The organism is Xenorhabdus thailandensis, from assembly GCF_037996785.1.
GTDB classification, from domain to species: Bacteria; Pseudomonadota; Gammaproteobacteria; order Enterobacterales; family Enterobacteriaceae; genus Xenorhabdus; species Xenorhabdus griffiniae.
This window is the reverse complement of record NZ_JBBMXF010000007.1, coordinates 174586-194434: the sequence shown is the minus strand read 5'-3', so window position 1 is coordinate 194434 and position 19849 is coordinate 174586. Positions and strand designations below refer to the sequence as shown.

19 protein-coding genes are annotated in these 19849 nt (G+C 43.8%); 9 read left to right on the top strand and 10 right to left on the bottom strand.

The window, feature by feature from the left end; genetic code table 11:
* The 4 genes from rpsR (at position 1) to cysQ (ending at position 2365) form a co-directional block, all read left to right on the top strand.
* Positions 1 to 228: a 30S ribosomal protein S18 gene (rpsR, locus tag AAC853_RS03380; RefSeq protein WP_000135199.1), complete on the top strand. Its 228-nt coding sequence runs from the start codon at positions 1 to 3 to the stop codon at positions 226 to 228.
* Between the two features lie 38 nt (positions 229 to 266).
* The gene (gene rplI / locus AAC853_RS03375) at positions 267 to 719 is read left to right on the top strand and encodes a 50S ribosomal protein L9 (RefSeq protein WP_189758653.1); all 453 of its coding nucleotides are present in this window, start codon (positions 267 to 269) and stop codon (positions 717 to 719) included.
* Between the two features lie 139 nt (positions 720 to 858).
* Complete coding sequence (locus AAC853_RS03370; RefSeq protein ID WP_338883629.1) at positions 859 to 1479, top strand: BamJ family beta-barrel-assembly machinery protein; 621 nt, start codon at positions 859 to 861, stop codon at positions 1477 to 1479.
* Positions 1480 to 1621: 142 nt separating this feature from the next.
* A complete protein-coding gene (gene cysQ / locus AAC853_RS03365; protein WP_189758691.1) occupies positions 1622 to 2365 on the top strand; it encodes a 3'(2'),5'-bisphosphate nucleotidase CysQ in 744 nt (247 codons plus the stop codon).
* Between the two features lie 76 nt (positions 2366 to 2441).
* On the opposite strand, the gene AAC853_RS03360 is transcribed toward cysQ, so the two are convergent.
* On the bottom strand, positions 2442 to 3014 hold the full coding sequence (locus AAC853_RS03360; protein WP_338883628.1) for a YtfJ family protein: 573 nt from the start codon (positions 3012 to 3014) through the stop codon (positions 2442 to 2444).
* A gap of 335 nt (positions 3015 to 3349) precedes the next feature.
* Here AAC853_RS03360 and AAC853_RS03355 point away from each other — a divergent pair, with 335 nt between their 5' ends.
* Complete coding sequence (locus AAC853_RS03355; protein WP_273559261.1) at positions 3350 to 3556, top strand: DUF1107 domain-containing protein; 207 nt, start codon at positions 3350 to 3352, stop codon at positions 3554 to 3556.
* A gap of 105 nt (positions 3557 to 3661) precedes the next feature.
* Here AAC853_RS03355 and AAC853_RS03350 read toward each other — a convergent pair whose 3' ends face one another.
* From AAC853_RS03350 to msrA, 3 genes are all read right to left on the bottom strand, one after another.
* The gene (locus AAC853_RS03350; protein ID WP_273559258.1) at positions 3662 to 4102 is read right to left on the bottom strand and encodes a type II toxin-antitoxin system HicB family antitoxin; all 441 of its coding nucleotides are present in this window, start codon (positions 4100 to 4102) and stop codon (positions 3662 to 3664) included.
* A gap of 71 nt (positions 4103 to 4173) precedes the next feature.
* Positions 4174 to 4356: a type II toxin-antitoxin system HicA family toxin gene (locus tag AAC853_RS03345; protein WP_340613689.1), complete on the bottom strand. Its 183-nt coding sequence runs from the start codon at positions 4354 to 4356 to the stop codon at positions 4174 to 4176.
* Positions 4357 to 4580: 224 nt separating this feature from the next.
* On the bottom strand, positions 4581 to 5228 hold the full coding sequence (msrA, locus tag AAC853_RS03340) for a peptide-methionine (S)-S-oxide reductase MsrA (protein WP_340613688.1): 648 nt from the start codon (positions 5226 to 5228) through the stop codon (positions 4581 to 4583).
* Between the two features lie 137 nt (positions 5229 to 5365).
* On the opposite strand from msrA, the gene tamA reads away from it, so the two are divergent.
* From tamA to AAC853_RS03325, 3 genes are read left to right on the top strand one after another with little or no spacing between them, the layout of a single operon-like run.
* Positions 5366 to 7108, top strand: a complete 1743-nt coding sequence (gene tamA / locus AAC853_RS03335) for an autotransporter assembly complex protein TamA (protein ID WP_340613687.1) — start codon at positions 5366 to 5368, stop codon at positions 7106 to 7108.
* Positions 7105 to 10890, top strand: a complete 3786-nt coding sequence (tamB, locus tag AAC853_RS03330) for an autotransporter assembly complex protein TamB (RefSeq protein WP_340613686.1) — start codon at positions 7105 to 7107, stop codon at positions 10888 to 10890. Before tamA ends, tamB begins: the two co-directional genes overlap by 4 nt.
* A 2-nt stretch (positions 10891 to 10892) precedes the next feature.
* Positions 10893 to 11240, top strand: a complete 348-nt coding sequence (locus AAC853_RS03325; protein WP_340613685.1) for a gamma-glutamylcyclotransferase family protein — start codon at positions 10893 to 10895, stop codon at positions 11238 to 11240.
* Positions 11241 to 11331: 91 nt separating this feature from the next.
* Here the strand turns inward: AAC853_RS03325 and ppa are convergent, their stop codons facing one another.
* The 3 genes from ppa to fbp all read right to left on the bottom strand — a co-directional run bounded on the left by ppa (position 11332) and on the right by fbp (position 16616).
* The gene (gene ppa / locus AAC853_RS03320) at positions 11332 to 11862 is read right to left on the bottom strand and encodes an inorganic diphosphatase (protein ID WP_340613684.1); all 531 of its coding nucleotides are present in this window, start codon (positions 11860 to 11862) and stop codon (positions 11332 to 11334) included.
* Between the two features lie 166 nt (positions 11863 to 12028).
* A complete protein-coding gene (locus AAC853_RS03315) occupies positions 12029 to 15097 on the bottom strand; it encodes an inverse autotransporter beta domain-containing protein (protein ID WP_340613683.1) in 3069 nt (1022 codons plus the stop codon).
* A gap of 514 nt (positions 15098 to 15611) precedes the next feature.
* Positions 15612 to 16616 carry a class 1 fructose-bisphosphatase gene (gene fbp / locus AAC853_RS03310; RefSeq protein ID WP_340613682.1) on the bottom strand — a complete coding sequence of 335 codons (1005 nt, stop codon included), beginning with the start codon at positions 16614 to 16616 and terminating at the stop codon, positions 15612 to 15614.
* 183 nt (positions 16617 to 16799) lie between these two features.
* On the opposite strand from fbp, the gene mpl reads away from it, so the two are divergent.
* Positions 16800 to 18170 (top strand): UDP-N-acetylmuramate:L-alanyl-gamma-D-glutamyl-meso-diaminopimelate ligase, encoded by a 1371-nt coding sequence (gene mpl / locus AAC853_RS03305; RefSeq protein WP_340613681.1) that lies wholly within the window; start codon positions 16800 to 16802, stop codon positions 18168 to 18170.
* A 39-nt stretch (positions 18171 to 18209) separates the two neighbouring features.
* Here the strand turns inward: mpl and AAC853_RS03300 are convergent, their stop codons facing one another.
* The 3 genes from AAC853_RS03300 to argR all read right to left on the bottom strand — a co-directional run bounded on the left by AAC853_RS03300 (position 18210) and on the right by argR (position 19639).
* Positions 18210 to 18584: a helix-turn-helix domain-containing protein gene (locus AAC853_RS03300; protein ID WP_338803947.1), complete on the bottom strand. Its 375-nt coding sequence runs from the start codon at positions 18582 to 18584 to the stop codon at positions 18210 to 18212.
* A gap of 70 nt (positions 18585 to 18654) precedes the next feature.
* The gene (locus AAC853_RS03295; RefSeq protein WP_338883614.1) at positions 18655 to 18915 is read right to left on the bottom strand and encodes a type II toxin-antitoxin system RelE family toxin; all 261 of its coding nucleotides are present in this window, start codon (positions 18913 to 18915) and stop codon (positions 18655 to 18657) included.
* Positions 18916 to 19168: 253 nt separating this feature from the next.
* Positions 19169 to 19639, bottom strand: coding sequence for a transcriptional regulator ArgR (gene argR / locus AAC853_RS03290; RefSeq protein ID WP_338883613.1), 471 nt, complete (start codon positions 19637 to 19639; stop codon positions 19169 to 19171).
* Positions 19640 to 19849: the final 210 nt, after the last annotated feature.

The window sequence follows — 19849 nt, the reverse complement described above, 5'->3', positions numbered from 1 at the left end:
ATGGCACGTTATTTCCGTCGTCGCAAGTTCTGCCGCTTCACCGCGGAAGGCGTACAAGAGATCGATTATAAAGATATTGCTACGCTGAAAAACTACATTACCGAAAGCGGTAAAATTGTACCAAGCCGTATTACCGGCACTCGTGCAAAATACCAGCGCCAGCTCGCTCGTGCTATCAAGCGTGCGCGCTACCTGTCTCTGTTGCCTTACACTGATCGTCATCAGTAATAGGCTCAGTCCATTAACGACTTTGAGAGGATAAGGTAATGCAAATTATTCTGCTTGATAAAGTAGCGAACCTGGGTAGCCTGGGTGACCAAGTTAACGTTAAAGCGGGTTATGCCCGTAACTTCTTAGTACCACAGGGCAAAGCTGTTCCTGCAACTAAGAAAAACATCGAATTCTTCGAAGCTCGTCGTGCTGAACTGGAAGCTAAACTGGCTGACGTTCTGGCAGCAGCACAAGCTCGTGCAGAGAAAATCAGTGCGCTGGGTTCTGTCACTATCGCTTCTAAAGCGGGTGACGAAGGTAAACTGTTCGGTTCTATCGGTACTCGTGATATCGCTGATGCAGTGACTGCAGCTGGCGTTGAAGTATCTAAGAGCGAAGTTCGCCTGTCTAACGGCGTTCTGCGTACTGTTGGTGAACACGAAGTTCACTTCCAGGTACACAGCGATGTATTTGCACAGTTGAACGTTAACATCGTTCCAGAAGCTTAATCGTTGATTAGCTGAAGAACATGTGACAAAAAACGCTGGCATTGCCGGCGTTTTTTGTTTTTACCCACTTTCCCGCGTTTACCCATCCATATAGTGCTGTTATGCTTGAGCTTTCACTCATTTAATAACAGGTACTTTCATGACAAAACCTTCTTTTGAGTCTATTGAAGCGCGCGCAAGTTACGGTATTGGTTTGCAGGTTGGACAACAATTACAGGAATCCGGTTTACAAGGGTTGGAACCAGAAGCCCTGTTGGCAGGGTTGTGTGATGCGTTGGAAAGCCGTTCTCCTGCTATTCCGGTAGAAGAACTACATCGTGCGCTACGTGAGATACATGAACGTGCTGATAGCGTTCGCCGTGAACGTCAGCAGGCGATGGCAGAAGAAGGCAAAAAATTCCTGGCAGAAAATATTCAGCGTGAAGGTGTCAGTAGCACAGAGTCTGGTCTGCAATTTTCTGTCCTGACACAAGGTAATGGCGCTATCCCTGCCCGTACTGACCGTGTTCGTGTCCACTATACAGGCCGCCTGATCGATGGCACGGTATTTGATAGTTCAGTGCAGCGCGGTACGCCAGCAGAATTCCCTGTTAGCGGCGTGATCCCGGGTTGGATTGAGGCGTTGACCTTGATGCCAGTTGGTTCCAAATGGGAACTCTATATTCCGCATAATCTGGCTTATGGTGAGCGTGGCGCTGGAGCATCCATCCCGCCTTATAGCACGTTGATCTTTGAAGTGGAATTATTGGAAATTCTGTAACTTATTGAATAGCCGGTTAACCGGCTATTTTTTAGCTGAATTTGGAATGGTGGATGAATAAAATATTCGCCATTCCGGTAAAAAATGCGTTAAAAATGGTACTTCAAGTGGTATAGCCAAACAACAAACGCAGAGGTGTATGATGCTACAACAGATCTGCCAATTGGCACGGGAAGCAGGCGCGGCGATCATGGAGGTCTATCAGGCTGAACAGCCGCTGCAAGTTAAGCATAAAATGGATGATTCACCTGTTACTGCTGCGGATATTGCAGCTCATCAGATCATTAAAGCGGGATTGTTACGCATTGCACCTGATATTCCGTTGTTATCAGAAGAAGATCCACCAGCATGGGAAGAGCGGAAAAATTGGCAGCGTTATTGGCTGGTTGATCCATTGGATGGTACGAAAGAGTTTATTCGCCGTAATGGGGAATTTACCGTTAATATCGCATTGGTAGAAAATGGTGTGCCTGTGATGGGAGTTGTCTATGTCCCGGTACAGAATGTCTTATATTCAGGGCAAGGGCGGCAGGCATGGAAAGAAACCAATGGTCAGACGCTTCCCATTAAAGTTATGCCGGCAAAGCCGCCAGTGGTGGTAGTCAGCCGTTCTCACAAGGACGATGAGGAGTTGCAAGACTATCTTTCCCAGCTAGGGGTGCACGATACACTTGAAGTAGGTTCTTCACTTAAGTTCTGTATGGTTGCAGAGGGAAAAGCTCAACTTTACCCACGCTTTGGGCCAACCAACATCTGGGATACGGGAGCTGGCCATGCCATTGCTATTGCTGCGGGGGCATATGTGACGGATTGGGAAGGGAAAACACTCGATTACACGCCGCGTGAATCTTTTCTTAATCCAGGATTCAGGGTCAGAGTTTTTTAATACGAAAGCGATAATGTGAAGGTGATAATGGCTCACAATATGGGAGAACCATTATCACTGTACGGTATTGAATCGGCTATTTTTGCAATTCTTCTTTAATTAGGCTGATAACGTGTGTAATGTCTTCGTGACTTAATTTGCCATCTTTGACGAATTTCACCTTACCATTTTTATCCAGTACAATGATTGCCGAACTTTTGGGTTCCAGTCCCCAAGCCTTTTTAACCAGCCCGTGACTATCGACAATAAATTGTGACCACGGGAACTGTTTTTTACTGTCTTCGATACTATTGCGAACAAAAACACCAGTGCCAAAAATAGCCTCATCGGTATTCACGATGCTGGTGGTTTGGTATTTATCCTTGGGTAAATCCGCATCCTTCAATGCCTGGATCAAGGGATCATTCATCTCTTTTGCGGAACTACGACCGGCAATATGCTGGATCGTTCTGACTTTTCCCGTAAGTTCAGTACTGCTCCAATTTTGGTAGTTGAACTTACCATCGTTTAGCAACAGCTCACCTTTATCTGTCACACTGACAGCGGGAACAGGTTGTTCTAAGGTGATGTTATGGGCGAACGCAAATATTGACGTGATACTCAATATTGCAGATAACACGATTTTAATTAAAATATTGTTTTTTAACATGTTTATTCCTTATTTGTCATGGTGTGGCATGTTATCAGGGAATGACATATTCAGCATAGCGCTTGTTAACTGGTCTGTCCTCAATAAAATAAACAATTTGATAACATTTAGAGTGATGTATAAGTAAACAAGAGGATGATGTAATATAATGCTCATTAATATCATTATGTTATATCAAAATAGTGATTGAATCTGAATGTTGGGGGAACAAATTTCCATATACGTAGTCTATACAGTTGGCATAACAGTGACGCATTGACTCGTTATGTAATGAATAAATGTTATGCAGTAGTCATAAAATCATATCGTAAGAAGCATGGGAGGAAAAAACAGAGATGAAAATCTTTCGCCATTATAACCCACTGAAAATTGCTCTCTACGTGAAAACCCTATTCCGTGGGCGGTTATATATTAAGGACATGGGCGCTTTTGAATTTAATTATGGAAAGATTTTACCCCCGAAAATCAAAGATAAACGCCATTTCCATGTAATGAGTGAAGTTAATCAGCAAGTATTGCGCTTACAGACCGAAATAGGGTGATTGTTTGTAACTGCTCATCGACTAATGACAATGTAATAAGATCAATATGATACATCGCATTAGTATAATCAACGGCCTTGTGGCCGTTTTTTGATCGTGAGTTATTTATACTGTTGCGGTCATTACAGAAATTCCCACATTGCGGTTTAGTTGGTGTAATGCCAATTCGACGGTTTCAATTTTTGATGAATGCTCAACATCAAGTAATCGATCGATTTGTGCGGGTTTTTGTCCCATTTTTCTGGCTAATTCAGCTTTGCGTGTGCCAGTTTCTATCATGGCATTATGCAAAGCGGCTTTCATTGCTACCAGCACAGGTACATTAACAACGTATTCACCATCAAGTGGAGCACTACCCAGAGGAATAGGGCGGCGTTCCTCAATTTCTATTGCTATAGCTGTTACCACACCTTCAACAGCCTCCAAAAGAGCCTCATCAATAGAGTCACCCACTGAGTTCATCAGGGGTAAGTCACGGCATGATACGACGTAAGCTCCTGTCGATTTATCATGCTCTAATTTAACTGGGTAATGGAATATGGACATTTGACTACCTTTGTTTGATTTTTCGGCTAAAATTACCAAAATATATTGATATTAATTTTTTATTTTGAAGCTCATAGTCCCAGATCCTTTAATATCTTCTTGCGGAGCGGCTCTGGCATTTCTTTGGAACCGAGATCAGGAAAAACTGAACGCCGGCCATTCAAACTAACTTTTTGGTGACTGCCACCGCCAGACGCTTTTTTGAATGCAGCTCCCTGTTGTAGTAACCATCGCTTAAACTCACTGTACTTCATTTGTTCTCCTGAACCAACGTTATAATTATAACGTATACGTTAAATAAATTAACAATAAAGTGAAAAAGAAAAACAAAAATGTTTATTTTAAGGATGGGATGCCGATTTTTCCAGAATTACGGTCAGTGTCATAAAAACTAATTTGGCTGAGTAGTAAATTCGAATCTACGACGGGTTCTTTGGCAGTTAACCCAATAGTCATACCATTGGGCTAACTCAATCAGCTAATTCCTAAGTGTTGGCGGGAAGCAGATACCAGTACCTCCCAGGCCACAATACCCTTCGGGGTTTTTGTGGAGGTATTGCTGGTGATAATCCTCGGCAAAGTAGAATGGCCCCGCTTCACGAATTTCCGTTGTGATGGTACGTTGGTCGTTATTTTGCGTCAGCGCTTGTTGGTATTGGTCACGGCTGGCAATGGCCTGTTCATACTGTTGTGGTGAAACCGTGTACAGGGCGGAACGGTACTGAGTACCAATATCGCCATGTTGACGCATACCTTGGGCGGGATCGTGATTTTCCCAGAACAGGGTGAGTAATTGCGAATAGGTAATTTTGGTTGGATCAAATACGATCCTGACCACTTCTGCATGACCCGTTAAGCCAGTGCATACTTCTTCATAAGTTGGGTTTGGCGTAGTGCCGCCACTGTAACCGGCGGAAGTGGTGTAAATGCCTTCCTGTTGCCAAAAAAGGCGTTCCACGCCCCAGAAACATCCCATTCCTACATAGGCAATTTCCATATTTTCAGGAATGTTCTCTATCGCATGCTGTGTGATGACATGGTAGGGTGATACGGTTAATGGAGTGGTTCTACCCGGTATGTCATCTGGTGAAGAAACAGCTTGTCTTTCATTAGTTGAATTTGGCAAGATTCTCTCCTGTATATTCAAAGTCTTATGATCATATGTTGCTTGTATATTGTTAAAACTTTACCAGAATTAATTCATTACGGCATTTTTATGTTGTTGAATTTTATTCAACAGGTAGATAAATATTAGGAGTTCGAGTGTCACGATATCCCCTCATCTGTGCGCTTTTTGTCTCTATCATCACTCCATCGGCTTATAGTGCAAACTTACGATTAAAGTTGGAAGGACTTTCTGGCGAATTAGAAAAAAATGCCAGAGTACAACTTTCTAATATCAGTACCGATGAAGTTTCTCCTGATGGCCGTTTTCGTGCCCGGGTGGAGAAAGCGATACGGCAAGGGCTTCGTCCATTGGGATATTATGCTCCCACCGTTGAATTCACTTATCAAGAGAACATGCCTCCTGCCCGTCCTGTTTTAACTGCAAAGGTTACGCTTGGTGAACCTGTGCGTGTCGCTGAAGTGAATGTTGATTTGGAAGGTGGCGCGAAAACAGATAAAGATTATGCTGCCCTGATTAAGAAAAATATGCCAAAAGACGGGACAATACTCAACCACGGTGAATATGAAGATTTTAAAAATTCATTGACAAATTTGGCGGTTAAGAAAGGCTATTTTGATGCCGTCATGAAAAAAAGTGAGTTAGGGGTAGCAAAGGATCTGCATGAATCTATATGGGACTTTGATTTTGATAGCGGACAACGTTATCGTTTCGGCCCTGTGACATTCTCTGGATCGCAAATTCGTGAAACCTATCTGGATAACCTTATTCCTTTCAAACCAGGTGAATACTATACCTCGGAACAATTAGCCGAGTTTAACCGTCGTTTGGTTGATACCGGATGGTTCAATTCTGCGGTTGTTGTGCCCGATTTTAAAACAGGACGTGAGAGTAAAGATAAGGTATTGCCATTAAATGCGTCTTTAGTGCCTCGCTCTGCTAACTATGTTGAATTGGGGGGCGGTTATGGAACGGATGTCGGGCCTCGTGTTCAGGCTAAATGGAAAAAACCGTGGCTGAATTCTCGTGGACACAGTTTAAGTAGTAGCCTTAACCTTTCTGCACGCGATCAAGTCATTGACGCAGCCTACAAAATGCCGCTTAAAGCCAACCCACTGGAAGAATATTACCAACTACAAACAGGTTATCGACGCAAAGATATTAACGATACCATTTCGGATACAGCAACCTTGAACCTTTCCCGTAATTGGGATCGTTTTACGGGTTGGCAGTACGGCGTTAATTTGCGCTGGAGCCTGAGCCACTTTACCCAGGCTAAAGTCACCAATACCACCATGTTACTTTATCCGGGACTGAGTCTCAGCCGCATTCGCCAGCGTGGCGGCACGATGCCTTATTGGGGGGATAGCCAGCGTTACTCAATTGATATTTCTGATAAAACCTGGCAATCCAATGTCGATTTTTTGGTGTTACAGGCCCACCACGTCTGGATAAGAACGTATCGGGAGAATCATCGTTTTGTGGTACGGGCAGATTTGGGCTGGATAGAGACTAATGAATTCGACAAAGTACCACCGGATCTGCGCTTCTTTGCCGGGGGTGATCGCAGTATTCGTGGCTATAAGTACCAGAAAATCTCACCAAAAAACAGTGAAGGTAAATTAGTCGGGGCATCAAAATTGGCGGTTGGCTCGCTGGAATATCAATACAATATTTATGGCAATTGGTGGAGTGCATTGTTTGTTGATTCCGGTGAAGCGGTGGATGACATCAGAAAAAGTAATTTTAAAACCGGTGCGGGCATTGGCGTGCGCTGGGCTTCACCGGTTGGGCCGATAAAATTTGATTTGGCAACGCCAATCGGAGATCCAGATAGTCATAATATTGAATTTTATATTGGTTTAGGGGCTGAACTATGAAGTGGGCAAAAAGGGTGAGTATTGCTTTCCTGCTGATTGTCGGCCTGTTATTGGTGGCAGTTACTGGACTGGTTGGCACGCAAACGGGCTTGCATTTTGTGATCAACAGTGCGGCACGTTGGGTTCCAGGATTGGATATTGCGAGTGTCAGCGGAGGTTGGCGCAATTTAACGTTAAAAGGCGTTAAATATCAGATGCCAGGTGTTAACGTTAATGCGGATAATTTACACCTTTCTATCCAGCTTTCCTGCCTGAAACACAGTCAGGTATGTGTCAATGCTTTGACCACTGAAGGTGTTACTGTTTCGGTGAATACCGCTGAATTGCCGCCACCGGCACCTGCGACTGAATCGGAACCATTGACTGAATTGCAAACACCGTATCCTATTTCACTGGATTTGCTTTCCTTGAAAAACATTCATGTGCAGGTAGATGGTATTGCTATTGCGTTGGATGAGTTTAAAACGGCAGCTCAGTGGCAGGAAAAACAACTGATATTAAAACCGACGGAAATTAATAACCTGTTAGTGGCATTGCCAAAAAGTGCACCTGAAAAAATCGGTACAGCACAAAAAGTTAGCCAGCAGGCTAAATCGGAAAAGTCTCTGGGTGAAACGTTGAAAGCGCTGTTTGCCCAACCGCTGTTAACAGAGTTACCCAATATTCCCATTCCGCTTGATATCACGCTGGAAAGCATCCACGGCAGTCAGCTTCATTTAACCGGTGATACCGATATCAAGATTAACGATTTGCGGCTACAGGCCAGTAATCAGGGGCAGGCAGTCGAGATAAAAACATTAAGTTTGCAGGCACCGGAAGGTTCACTGGCGATACAGGGGACGGCAAAACTTGCTGAACAATGGCCAGTAAACCTGGAGGTTAAGGGTAAGGTCGATAATTTAAAACATATCAATCTGGATGACTTAACCGGCCAACAGATCGATTTGACGCTAAAAGGTGCGTTATTACAGCAGCTTAATCTCGCGTTGAATCTTTCCGGCCCTGTTGCCGCCAGTTTGGATGCTCAGACTGAATTGGCAAAAGCCGACTTGCCTGTACGTCTGACATTGAAAAGCCAGCAACTGCAATGGCCGCTGCAAGGCAAGCCAGACTATCAGCTTGATGGCGTCAAGTTGCGCTTGAATGGTCAAGCAAGCCACTATGATCTTTCTCTCCGTTCAGATATTAAAGGTAATAATCTTCCGCCGGCATCGTTAATGTTGGATGCAAAAGGCAATGAAGAATTACTGAAGTTAACGCGCTTGCGTTTGGCGGCCTTGCAGGGGAAAGCCGATATTGTCGGTGTGGTTGATTGGCGTCAGGCCATTAGCTGGAATGCCAAATTAATGTTGGATGGTATCAATACAGCCAAACAGTGGCCGGAATGGCCCGCTGAAATCACCGGGCAAATAGCTGTGCGTGGTAGCCTATATGGAGGAAGCTGGCAGCTCCAGATCCCTGAGATTGCCCTTGATGGTCATGTGAAGCAGAATGTCATCAAAGCGCGTGGCAAGGCATCGGGTAATGCAGCAGGTCAGTGGGATATTCCTCAGCTTGATCTTGCCGTTGGGCGTAATACGCTCAATGTACAGGGGCAGCTTACGGATCAGGTGTGGAAACTGGATGGGGAAATTCATGCACCACAATTAACGGGCTTACTGCCGGGTTTGGCTGGCTTCATTACAGGCGAAGTCAAACTGCGTGGCAATATGCAATCCCCCCAAATCATGGCAGATTTGAATGCACGTGGGCTGCGCTGGCAGGATGAGTTAAGCGTGGATAGCGCCACGATCAAAGGTGATGTACGTTCGGCTGAGCAGATCCAGGGGCAATTGTCGATTATTGTGCGGCAATTGCAGCAGGCGGATTTAACTATCAGGAACCTGACACTCAACGCGAAAGGCACAGAAAAGAAACATGATTTACAACTGAAAATTGAAGGCACGCCGGTATCAGGCCAATTGGCACTTCATGGCAGCTTTGATCGTCAAAAGGAGCATTGGCAAGGCAGTATTAACGATACTGACTTTAATACACCGGTTGGTGAGTGGCGTTTAAGCAAAGCGATAGCCATTGATTATTTCAACTTGCAGCAAAAGGCCATCGTGGGGCCTCATTGCTGGCTTAATCCCAATGCTCAGCTTTGTATCTCAAAACCCATTGAGGCGGGGAGTAGCGGTCATGCCCAAGTGGCACTTGAACGCTTTGATCTGGCTATGATCCGACCATTCCTTGATAAAAGTACCCAACTTAAGGGCGTATTCAATGGTAATGCTGAGATCAGATGGACAGCAGGGCAGGGGTTGCCCCAGGCAAAAGTGGCTCTCCAAGGGTATGGGGTACAAGTTCGTCAGGTTGTGGAAGGTAATACATTACCGATTAATTTTGACACACTCACCTTGAATGCAGGTTTGGCAGATGGCAAAGCGAATTTGGCATGGTTATTCAAGTTAGCGGGCAATGGAATATTGAAAGGCGATGTGCAGGTCGCTGATTTAGAAGGCAGCCGAAAATTAGCGGGCAATGTCGATATTCAGGCACTTTCTTTAGGCTTGGTTAAACCCATTTTAGGTAAAGGCGAAAAAGCGGAAGGGGGATTAAGTGCCAATTTACGTATTGGTGGTAATGCCAGAGATCCGCTGCTATTTGGTCAACTTAACGCTGATACCCTGCAACTGAGCAGTCATTGGCTGCCATTCGATATCACCCAAGGCCAGTTAGCCGTTCACTTTGCCGGTGCCAGCTCTGATATGCATGGCATGATTAGAACCCCCAAAGGGCAACTCAATCTAAATGGTTATGCTGACTGGCGCAACCTGAATGCCTGGTACGCCAGAGTGACAGCCGATGGTGACCAGTTACGTGTCACAGTTCCACCGATGGTGAAGGTGGATGTCAGTCCAAATTTGGTGTTGGAGGCAAAACCAAACCTGTTAAAACTTGACGGTAATGTAGATATCCCGTGGGCACGTATTACTGTTCAGGAGTTACCGGAATCAGCGGTAGGTGTTTCTGCGGATGAAGTGATGCTGGATAATAATCTCCAGCCAATCGAGAAGAAAAAATCACCTATTTTGATTCAAAGTAACTTAAATGTTCATATTGGCAATGATGTGCACCTGAGTGCATTTGGTTTGAAGGCGCAGCTTAAAGGAAATTTGAAAGTCCTTCAGGATAATCAGGGACTGGGGTTGAATGGTCAGATTGATATCCCGGAAGGGAATTTCCATGCTTATGGGCAAGATTTGCAAGTGCGTAAGGGAACCATTATGTTCTCTGGCTCGCCAGATCAGCCATTGTTGAATATTGAAGCTATCCGTAATCCAGAATCGACAGCGAACAAAGTTATCGCGGGTGTACGTGTTACCGGATTGGCAGATAAACCGAAAGTGGAAGTTTTTTCTGATCCGGTAAAATCCCAACAGGAAGCCTTGTCTTACTTGTTACGTGGCGAAGGGTTAGAAAAAGGGGATTCTGACAACTCGCAGATGGCGGCTATGTTGATTGGATTAGGGATTGCTCAGAGTAGTCAATTAGTCGGTAAGATTGGGGAAACTTTTGGTGTCTCTGATTTGGCTTTGGATACCCAAGGAGTCGGTGATAAATCTCAGGTGGTTGTCAGTGGCAGAATTACCAATGACTTACAGGTGAAGTATGGTGTGGGTATTTTTGACTCTTTGGCGACATTGACGTTGCGTTATCGTGTAATGCCAAGATTGTATCTGGAAGCGGTATCTGGTATTGATCAGGCTTTAGATCTGCTCTATGAGTTTGAGTTTTAAAGATGCGAGTTATTGTTTATGGTAGCCTGAGGCGAAAACAAGGCAATCATCACTGGATGACGGATGCCCAATTGTTGGGAGAACACAGATTAGAAGGTTATGAAATTTATGATCTGGGGCACTATCCGGCGGTTATCCGTGGTGAAGGAACAATCGAATGTGAAGTTTATCGTATTACGCCATCCATCCTGACAGAGTTGGATGAGTTGAAAAAAAACGTTCAGGAGTACGAAAGGGAACTGATTGAAACACCGTATGGCAAGGCCTGGATCTACCTCTACAAATTACCTGTTGAGGGGTTGCACCGGATAACCTGTGGTGACTGGCTGAAACGCCATGAAGAAGAGTAAAAATTAGACAGTCGAAAGACAAACAAAAACCTCTGTTCCTGATTGGGACAGAGGTTTTTTGGGATTAAAACCCGCAATTACCTGTCAGGGATTACTTTTTAGCAGCGCGCTCGAAAGAAGACAGGATCTCAGCTTTAGCGGCTTCAGCATTATCCCAGCCTTCAACTTTAACCCACTTGCCTTTTTCCAGATCTTTGTAGTGCTCGAAGAAGTGAGTGATTTGGGAACGCAGCAATTCTGGCAGATCGTTCACATCTTTGATGTGATCATATTCTTTGCTCAGTTTGGTATGAGGAACGGCGACCAGTTTTGCATCTTCACCGGATTCGTCAGTCATTTTCAGGACACCAACTGGACGGCAGCGGATCACAGAACCTGGCTGCAATGGGTAGGGTGTTGGCACCAATACATCAACTGGGTCACCATCGAGAGACAGGGTATTGTTGATGTAGCCGTAGTTACATGGGTAGAACATGGCGGTTGACATGAAACGGTCTACAAACAGGGCACCAGACTCTTTGTCTACTTCATATTTGATGGGATCGGCATTTGCTGGGATCTCAATGATGACATAAATATCTTCAGGCAGCTCTTTGCCAGCCGGTACATTATTCAGGCTCATAAAACGGTTTCCTTCAATGTTAAACCAAAATGGAGTGCGGGGTATTATAGCCAAAACAGGCCAAAATTCCTCGGATTTTTCGGTGGTTGGCGGTGGCTTAAAAGCATAATAAAAAAGCACAGACCCAAGTTTAATTGAGTCTGTGCTGATTTATATTAAACGTAGTTTAATATGGTGAAACTTGTCCATAACCATCAACGCGTATTACACAAAGGAGCATTGACGAAGGAGCAGATAGACTTGCCTTTTTAGCTTCCCTTGTATCGTAGTTATATCCATAATAAAGTCCTCCCTCTGATGGAGTATGTATTTTCAATATATTAGTCCCCGCCGTGTGATTCCGCAGATATTCCAATCCAAAGTAAGGGAACTGCGCTTTGTCATATTCATAACTAATTGAAGTTAGAGTCGTCGTTTGCGGAGTTGCGCCTATATCAGTCAAGTTCGGTGTGACAGCGTTCTGGCCATAGAGATTGATATTATCTTTGCCAGTCCAATCCAAATCTTGACAGTCTGGAGAGCCATTCAAGGGAACAGTTTTCGAATTCGAACCACTCGTATCAGGATGGTCAGGGATAAGTAGGTATCTCCGTGGGTTGAAGGTATAGTAATAACTGGATTTTACTCCCGTATCCATAACTGTTTTGGTGAGTGTCACTGTTACCGGCCATTGCTCAATGGAGAAACTATTTATAGGGAATGTTATTTCCCCTGTTTGTGTATCTACTTTCACTAAGTTAGGGTTGGAAGATTTGATACTTGATGGACTGTTCGAAGTCTGCGTACCATCTGAGTGGTTAGTTGCCGTGTAATCATACAACTGCGTTCCATCCTGCGCCAGTTGAATAATCAGATCTCCATGTACGTTATAGGGCCTTCCCTGCTCAGCGATATATTTCGTAACATTTGAACCTTTCGCACCCATCAGAATTCCCACTGGTACTGGAACAGAATCGAAGCTTACCGGTACGGATTGTATGCTATTTGCATCATTTTCACTGGCTGCATCTGGCATTAGTTTGAAATAAAGTCCATCTATACCGACAAGACTTGACATAGAAAGAGTCACATAACCCTCGTTATCGGTAGTTGGATTTGTAGGAATCTCAAGTTTAATTTCTTCTACAGGCGGAGTGATATTAGAAGCAGCATTCATTATTTCCGCTTTAAGTTTAACAAGAGACTGATTTTTAAGAGGCAGTCTGCTTTCTGCGTCGATGACTGGCACCTTATAGGTATAGCGTTCTTTTCCGCCAGCGGTTATTGGTCCCACAGGTGATTGCGATATTGCACCGAATGCAAACTTCAGGCTTTCTGGTGTGACAAAATCGAGTGGCTCAGAGAAGCTTTGATGTTTGTCATTAATCAATACCTCAACTTTAGCACCTTTCACTACCTGGGTACTGGTTACAATCGCCTTGATTTTACCTTCCTGATCAGAGGAGTTCTCATAGCCAGGCGCGGGCTTAACCGATAATCCCGGTAGATCAGCGGGTTCGATGCTCCATTGTAAGTTCATATCCATTTTTTTATTGATAGGATAACCATTGAGATCGAATACAGTCGCAGTCACAATGATTGGTTTGCGTTCTGTTGCCTCATAAGGCCCTTTTTGGTCGAATACAAAATCTTTGGCCTGAATAGCATCACTAAGATTAGTGAAATAAAATGGCTTATCACCTTTTATCTCCAATTTAGGTTGCTCATCCATTGACAGATAAATCTTTGTTTTCGGATCAATCGGTTGAGTACTGCTCAACATGGCAGTTAACTGGCCTGCATCATTAGTCATGCCTGCTGAGTCCCAGGTTAATGTTGCATGTTTATCTGGTGGATCGATGCTCCATTTTACGTTCGATATTGCCTTGTTTTTAATTGGCGGGTTGTTTTTATTGCCATAGGTGATTGTGGCTGCCAGGTCATAAGCCGGTTTGCCATTGGAAATTATAGGGCCTGTGCCATTTGGCTTGATGCTTTGGTCTTTAATGGCAAAAGGTTCAACAACCACATTCATGTATGATGTCATGGGCTTATTGTTGCCCGTGACTTCAGAAATAGCAGACAGGGTATAGCTGTTTATCCCCTTGGCAGAATATTTCGGCAAGTCCAGTTCAACAGATCTGCCATGAGGTGTGATAGCTCCCCCGTTTTTATGGAACTCTTCATTAGCCTGCCATGATAACTTCTTCAGTTTTTGCTCAGCGGTAATATTAGGGGTGATTTGAACATGTTGGGCACTATATCCACTTAATGTATTTGGCAAAGCAAGGTTGAACACGGGTTTTTTCTTGTAGTCCAGCACGATATGGTTGTTTCTTTGCACGATATCATAACGGCTTCCCATCAGTGTGCGCATAGCAGCAACGCTATTCGGTGAAATTTGATCCGCAAAAGGTATACCAAAACGATAATTCAGATTGGCCTGGAAGAGAGCCTCACTGTGTCCACTGCTTCCGAGTTTATAATCCACACCCATTGTCATCAGTGGAATCGGGGTATAATTTAGGCCAAGTCGGGCAAGGTTAGGGTTTTTTTGCTTGGTTTTCCGATTGAACAGGGCAACGTTATCGCCGAAGTACTGTTCATAACTCAACTTACCCCCAATGTTTGGATAAGCGGGTAAGAAAAATTCACCATTGATATCGTAGCCGTTGGCTGGCCGTTCTTCATATTCCAGTTCTTTGGGGGATTGGCGCCATTTGCTCAAGCGCCAGTATGTGTTGGCAGACAATTTAATATAATCAGTCCAGATTTCTCCGCCAACACCCAACCGTTGATGTTGTCCTGTGAAATCATTGTCAAGGAAGGTATTTAAACCATACATCCAATCGGGTGTGAAATAACGTCCACCAAGACCGAGGTTTAGGGTATTGCGGCTATCGTGTCTGCGATAACCTAACTGAGAGAAAAATAGCCAATCCGCTTTATTATCATAAAGGGGTAACAGCAGATCCAGAGAGCTGCTATCCAGTTTTCCTTTTTTATCGACGGAAAGATTAATATTGGCTGTACCAAATCTGGATAACCATTTTTGCGTTTCCGTGGATATTGCACCATTAATTTTCCCCAAAGCGTAGGATTTTGCCTGTTCGGTTAATTGGGATGGGGAAGAGGATAAAATATTACTCACCCTATGGATATTTTGTGCGATGACTCCTGCTTCTTTATCGAGAGCAGCTTGCTTATCTTGCGCCTGATTGGTGTTCTTTTCATTTTCTGATCCCTGTAAGGACATTCTATTCTCTTGAATCTTTTCACCCGCTGAAAGCGCACTCGTCGGAGTAAAGGGTAAAAAAAGCGAATACATGAGAATAGAAAGCCGAAAAACTTTATGATTTATATACGAGTCCATATATGAATTCCTCATAAAATATGGGCTGTCGCCAGCGCTTTAGCGTTACATCTTTGATGTTCCAACTTTCAGTTTTATTGGGTATAGCTATCTCATTAATATAAAAAAGATAATATTTCCCATACCTACATACATTAGGAAAACTTTTATTGTTGTGCGTAATGAAAAATGATTATCAATTGATAGCAAAAAGTTATCAGTTTATTTCCGCTGAAATTAGGTTTCATTTTTTAAAAGGTTTTTCATGCAAGAGAGGTATTTTTTCAGGAATGACTATGGTGTATCAGTGGGAATATATAATTAAATGGTTGCAGGCTTAACAAGACTGTGGTTTGAAAAATAAATGGAATAAGAGGTGGAAACCCACCTCTTTAAATTAGAGCATTAATAGTGCTGCTTATTGCTCAGGAAACTCCGCCATAAAACTTTCGGCTTTTTCTACCATAGATTTGGTGCCGACAAAAAAAGGTACTCGTTGGTGCAGCTTATTTGGCACGATATCCAGAATACGGTTTGCACCATCGCTGGCTTTACCACCGGCTTGTTCAGCCAGGAGTGCAATTGGGTTGCACTCATAAAGTAAGCGGAGTTTGCCCGTTGGATGGCTTGCCGTACTTGGGTAGATATAGATCCCACCTTTTAACAAATTGCGGTGGAAATCCGCAACCAGAGAACCGATATAACGGGTTGTATAAGGGCGCTGGGTTGCTTCGTCTTGTTCCTGGCAATATTTGATGTATTTTTTCACGCCCATCGGGAACTTAATGTAGTTCCCTTCATTGATAGAGTACATATTGCCCTTTTCTGGGAATTGGACTTTCTCATGGGTCAGACAGAATACACCGAGGGAAGGATCATAAGTAAAAGTATGGACACCACAGCCTGTTGTATAAACCAACATTGTGGATGAACCATAAACCACATAACCCGCTGCAACCTGACGATTGCCCGGTTGCAGGAAATCTTCTTCAGTTACAGGTTGCCCGATCGGAGTTACTCGATGGTAAATTGAGAAAATAGTCCCGACGGAAACGTTTACATCAATATTCGAAGAACCATCCAGTGGATCCATCAAAACAACATACTTCGCATTTTCTGCTCGGTCGCCATCAAAAATAACGATGTCGTCTTCCTCTTCGGAAGCAATGCCTGCAACTTCGCCGCGTGCTTTCAGTGCTGCCTTGAGTTTTTCATTGGCATACAAATCCAGTTTCATCTGGACTTCACCCTGAACATTAGAGACGCCACTTGTGCCTAAAATATCCACCAGACCGGCTTTATTGATATCTCTATGGATGATTTTGGCACCTAACTTTATGGCAGACAGTAGTGCAGTCAGTTCACCTGTAGCATGCGGAAAATCTTGCTGCTTTTCGACGATGAATTCGCCCAATGTTTTCATGACAAAGGCCTTGAATTGGTTGTGGTTTTAGGAAGCGTGCTTCACTGATGTGTTGCACTTATGTGCCGCACTTAGGCGCGGGCAGTTTAGCTAAAGAATCCGATGATTCATAGGTTATTGCATTTTTAATCTCTGATTTGAGGGGTAGAATAGTGATACAGTTCATGAATCAGGTAGAAATAAATGCGTATTCATATTCTTGGCATTTGCGGTACTTTCATGGGTGGGCTAGCGATCCTCGCTCGTGCACAGGGGCATGAAGTGACTGGCTCTGATGCCAATGTCTATCCCCCAATGAGCACTTTGCTGGAAAAACAGGGCATTGAGCTGATCCAGGGGTACGATCCGGCACAGCTTGATCCTGCTCCAGATAGGGTGATCATTGGTAATGCCATGACACGTGGCAATCCCTGCGTAGAAGCCGTGCTAGATCGTGGCATTCCTTATACTTCTGGCCCGCAATGGCTGCATGATCATATATTGCCGGAGCGTTGGGTATTGGCAGTCGCGGGAACCCACGGCAAAACAACGACAGCAGGTATGGTAGCCTGGATATTGGAAGAGTGTGGCTATAAACCCGGGTTTCTGATCGGTGGCGTGCCAGGGAATTTTGACGTTTCAGCACACATCGGTGAAAGCCCATTTTTTGTGATTGAAGCGGATGAATACGACAGCGCTTTCTTTGATAAGCGTTCAAAATTTGTCCATTACAGCCCCCGTACATTGGTCATGAACAATCTTGAGTTTGATCATGCCGACATTTTCGAAAATTTGGGCGCGATTCAAAAACAGTTCCACCATCTCGTCAGGGTTGTGCCGAGTACCGGCAAGATCATTGTTCCTGATAATGATATTAATTTGAAGCAAGTGCTTTCAATGGGATGTTGGAGTGAATTGGAACAGATCGGAGAAAGTGGTCACTGGCAAGCGAAGAAAGCCAGTCAGGATAGCAGTCACTATCAGGTATTCCGTCAGGGTGAGCAGGTTGGGGAGGTGAAGTGGTCATTAGTCGGTGAACACAATATGCATAATGGTTTGATCGCAATTGCGGCAGCCCATCATGTAGGCGTTCAACCTGCGGATGCCTGTCAGGCACTTGGCAAATTTATTAATGCCCGTCGTCGCCTTGAATTGCGCGGCGAAGTTAATGGTATCTCAGTGTATGATGATTTTGCCCATCATCCAACGGCTATCTTAGCCACACTGGAAGCATTGAGAAGTAAAGTGGGTGGCGTGGCTCGCATTCTTGCCGTGCTGGAACCGCGTTCGAATACCATGAAAATGGGCATGAGCAAAAATGACATTGCTCCTTCTTTGGGACGCGCCGATGAAGTTTTTCTCTATCAACCCACCAATATTCCGTGGCAGGTTGTTGAAATTGCTGAACAGTGCGTCCAGCCTGCCCGTTGGAGTGCGGATATTGATACTTTGGTGAAAATGATTGTAGAAACGGCACAGCCCGGTGATCATATCCTGCTGATGAGTAATGGTGGATTTGGTGGTATTCACGAAAAACTACTGGCTGCATTAGCGCAAAAAGTAAGTGTAGCGTAGCATCCATATGAAAAGGCCGCATTAAGCGGCCCGTTGATTTTAATCTAAAGTTAATTGTGTAGGTCTACATTCATAGAGCGTCGCCAATTTTTCCAACGTTGCCTGGCGTGGTCGTTCTGATTTTTCAAATTGAGAGACTGCCGCTTGCTTTATTCCCAGCTTTTCAGCCACGTCTGTCTGTGATAAACCTCGATATATACGCCATGCTGCATGAAGTGTGATTTCTTCATCAACCATGATGCTAATGATTTCATGTGGAATGGTTTCATCGTCATTAACGTCTTTGGTGTAAGGGATGCTGACATAATCTTCATCACGATCCACCGCTGCAAGTAAACGTTCATATTCTTCAATAGGAAGCACTACAGCCTGCTTGTTGCCGTTCTCATCTGTAATAAACTGAATACCAGCCATATTATCTCCGATATTGTATTGACCCTTACGTGAATAGTGGAAAAAGCTGGTGGTATACCCGCTATGCTGGTCAATATGTATTTGTTTGTCTTCGCTTAATTTCCTGCACTTCTAAAATCTTCGGTTCTTGGTCAGAAAGCTCAAACAAAATTCGGTAGTCACCTACTCTTAATCTGTATTTAGCTTCTGTTCCCGTTAATTTTTTAATATCCAAATCGACGAATGGGTAACCAGTAAGTAAACTAATTTTGTTTTTTATCACCTTCTGGTATTTCGTGTCGATCCTGATTAGCTGCTTGGTTGCTGCTTTAGACCAAATCACTTTGACCATTATTTCCCCTATTTAAAGCACATCGCCATTTTCAGGATATTTAAAATATAAGAATTAAGGCTTATATTGTCAATGTGTTACTATGAATATAAGTCTTGATATAAGATTTTTGTGGCTAATCTTAAAATGTCATTCTTACCGTAACATTTTAGCGGTGGGGCATGTCGTATTTGCCCTTTAAGGCGAGGAAAGGTGTTAAGATTCGGTCTGCTAATTGTATATCTTAATTGGCATGGCAGACCGACCCACAAGATTAAAGTTCCTGTTCAAACAGGTTGAGAATGGCTTCGTAAAGTTGTTTTGTCGTAAAGTCTTGCGCTGGGGTGGAAAAAATAGTGTCATCCCCTGCAATGCTGCCAAGTATCCCTTCTGCTTTTCCCAATGAATCTAATAGTCGGGCAATGAGTTGTGCTGCGCCAGGGCTGGTTCGTATGACGACAATGCTGTGATTATAATCGACATCTAATACCAGATTTTTTAATGGGCTGGTGGCAGTAGGAACACCCAATTCTGCGGGTAAGCAGTAAACCATTTCCATTTTTGCATTACGGGTTCGGACAGCACCAAATTTCGTCAGCATTCTGGAAACTTTAGATTGGTTGATATTTTCAAACCCCTGCTCTTGAAGTGCCGAAACAATTTCGCCTTGAGAGCTGAATTTTTCTTCTTTCAATAATGCCTTGAAAGCTTTTACCAAATCTTCATGTTTCGAAGGAATACGCATATTTCACCATCGTTGAATCCGTTATCAGGCGGATATTATGCGAAAGAGTGCATTTTTATTCAAGAAAGAGGAAGAAGAAACCAACATACAGAGCATAGGGAATTAAACAGAGTAAATGTATTGTTAATTAAATGGTGGTATTTGGGGATTGTTTGGTCTGAAAGGGAAGAGTAAGGTAATCCGTTAATTGATGAGGAATACAGCTGAAAT

Bases quoted from the DNA above. Each gene is read 5' to 3' on its own strand.
- AAC853_RS03300 (WP_338803947.1), bottom strand. From the start codon at position 18,584: ATGGCTGGTATTCAGTTTATTACAGATGAGAACGGCAACAAGCAGGCT.
- AAC853_RS03295 (WP_338883614.1), bottom strand. From the start codon at position 18,915: ATGGTCAAAGTGATTTGGTCTAAAGCAGCAACCAAGCAGCTAATCAGG.
- AAC853_RS03315 (WP_340613683.1), bottom strand. From the start codon at position 15,097: ATGTCCTTACAGGGATCAGAAAATGAAAAGAACACCAATCAGGCGCAA.
- rpsR (WP_000135199.1), top strand. From the start codon at position 1: ATGGCACGTTATTTCCGTCGTCGCAAGTTCTGCCGCTTCACCGCGGAA.
- fbp (WP_340613682.1), bottom strand. From the start codon at position 16,616: ATGAAAACATTGGGCGAATTCATCGTCGAAAAGCAGCAAGATTTTCCG.
- cysQ (WP_189758691.1), top strand. From the start codon at position 1,622: ATGCTACAACAGATCTGCCAATTGGCACGGGAAGCAGGCGCGGCGATC.
- tamB (WP_340613686.1), top strand. From the start codon at position 7,105: ATGAAGTGGGCAAAAAGGGTGAGTATTGCTTTCCTGCTGATTGTCGGC.
- AAC853_RS03345 (WP_340613689.1), bottom strand. From the start codon at position 4,356: ATGAAGTACAGTGAGTTTAAGCGATGGTTACTACAACAGGGAGCTGCA.
- AAC853_RS03370 (WP_338883629.1), top strand. From the start codon at position 859: ATGACAAAACCTTCTTTTGAGTCTATTGAAGCGCGCGCAAGTTACGGT.
- mpl (WP_340613681.1), top strand. From the start codon at position 16,800: ATGCGTATTCATATTCTTGGCATTTGCGGTACTTTCATGGGTGGGCTA.
- AAC853_RS03350 (WP_273559258.1), bottom strand. From the start codon at position 4,102: ATGTCCATATTCCATTACCCAGTTAAATTAGAGCATGATAAATCGACA.
- ppa (WP_340613684.1), bottom strand. From the start codon at position 11,862: ATGAGCCTGAATAATGTACCGGCTGGCAAAGAGCTGCCTGAAGATATT.
- AAC853_RS03355 (WP_273559261.1), top strand. From the start codon at position 3,350: ATGAAAATCTTTCGCCATTATAACCCACTGAAAATTGCTCTCTACGTG.
- AAC853_RS03360 (WP_338883628.1), bottom strand. From the start codon at position 3,014: ATGTTAAAAAACAATATTTTAATTAAAATCGTGTTATCTGCAATATTG.
- rplI (WP_189758653.1), top strand. From the start codon at position 267: ATGCAAATTATTCTGCTTGATAAAGTAGCGAACCTGGGTAGCCTGGGT.
- argR (WP_338883613.1), bottom strand. From the start codon at position 19,639: ATGCGTATTCCTTCGAAACATGAAGATTTGGTAAAAGCTTTCAAGGCA.
- AAC853_RS03325 (WP_340613685.1), top strand. From the start codon at position 10,893: ATGCGAGTTATTGTTTATGGTAGCCTGAGGCGAAAACAAGGCAATCAT.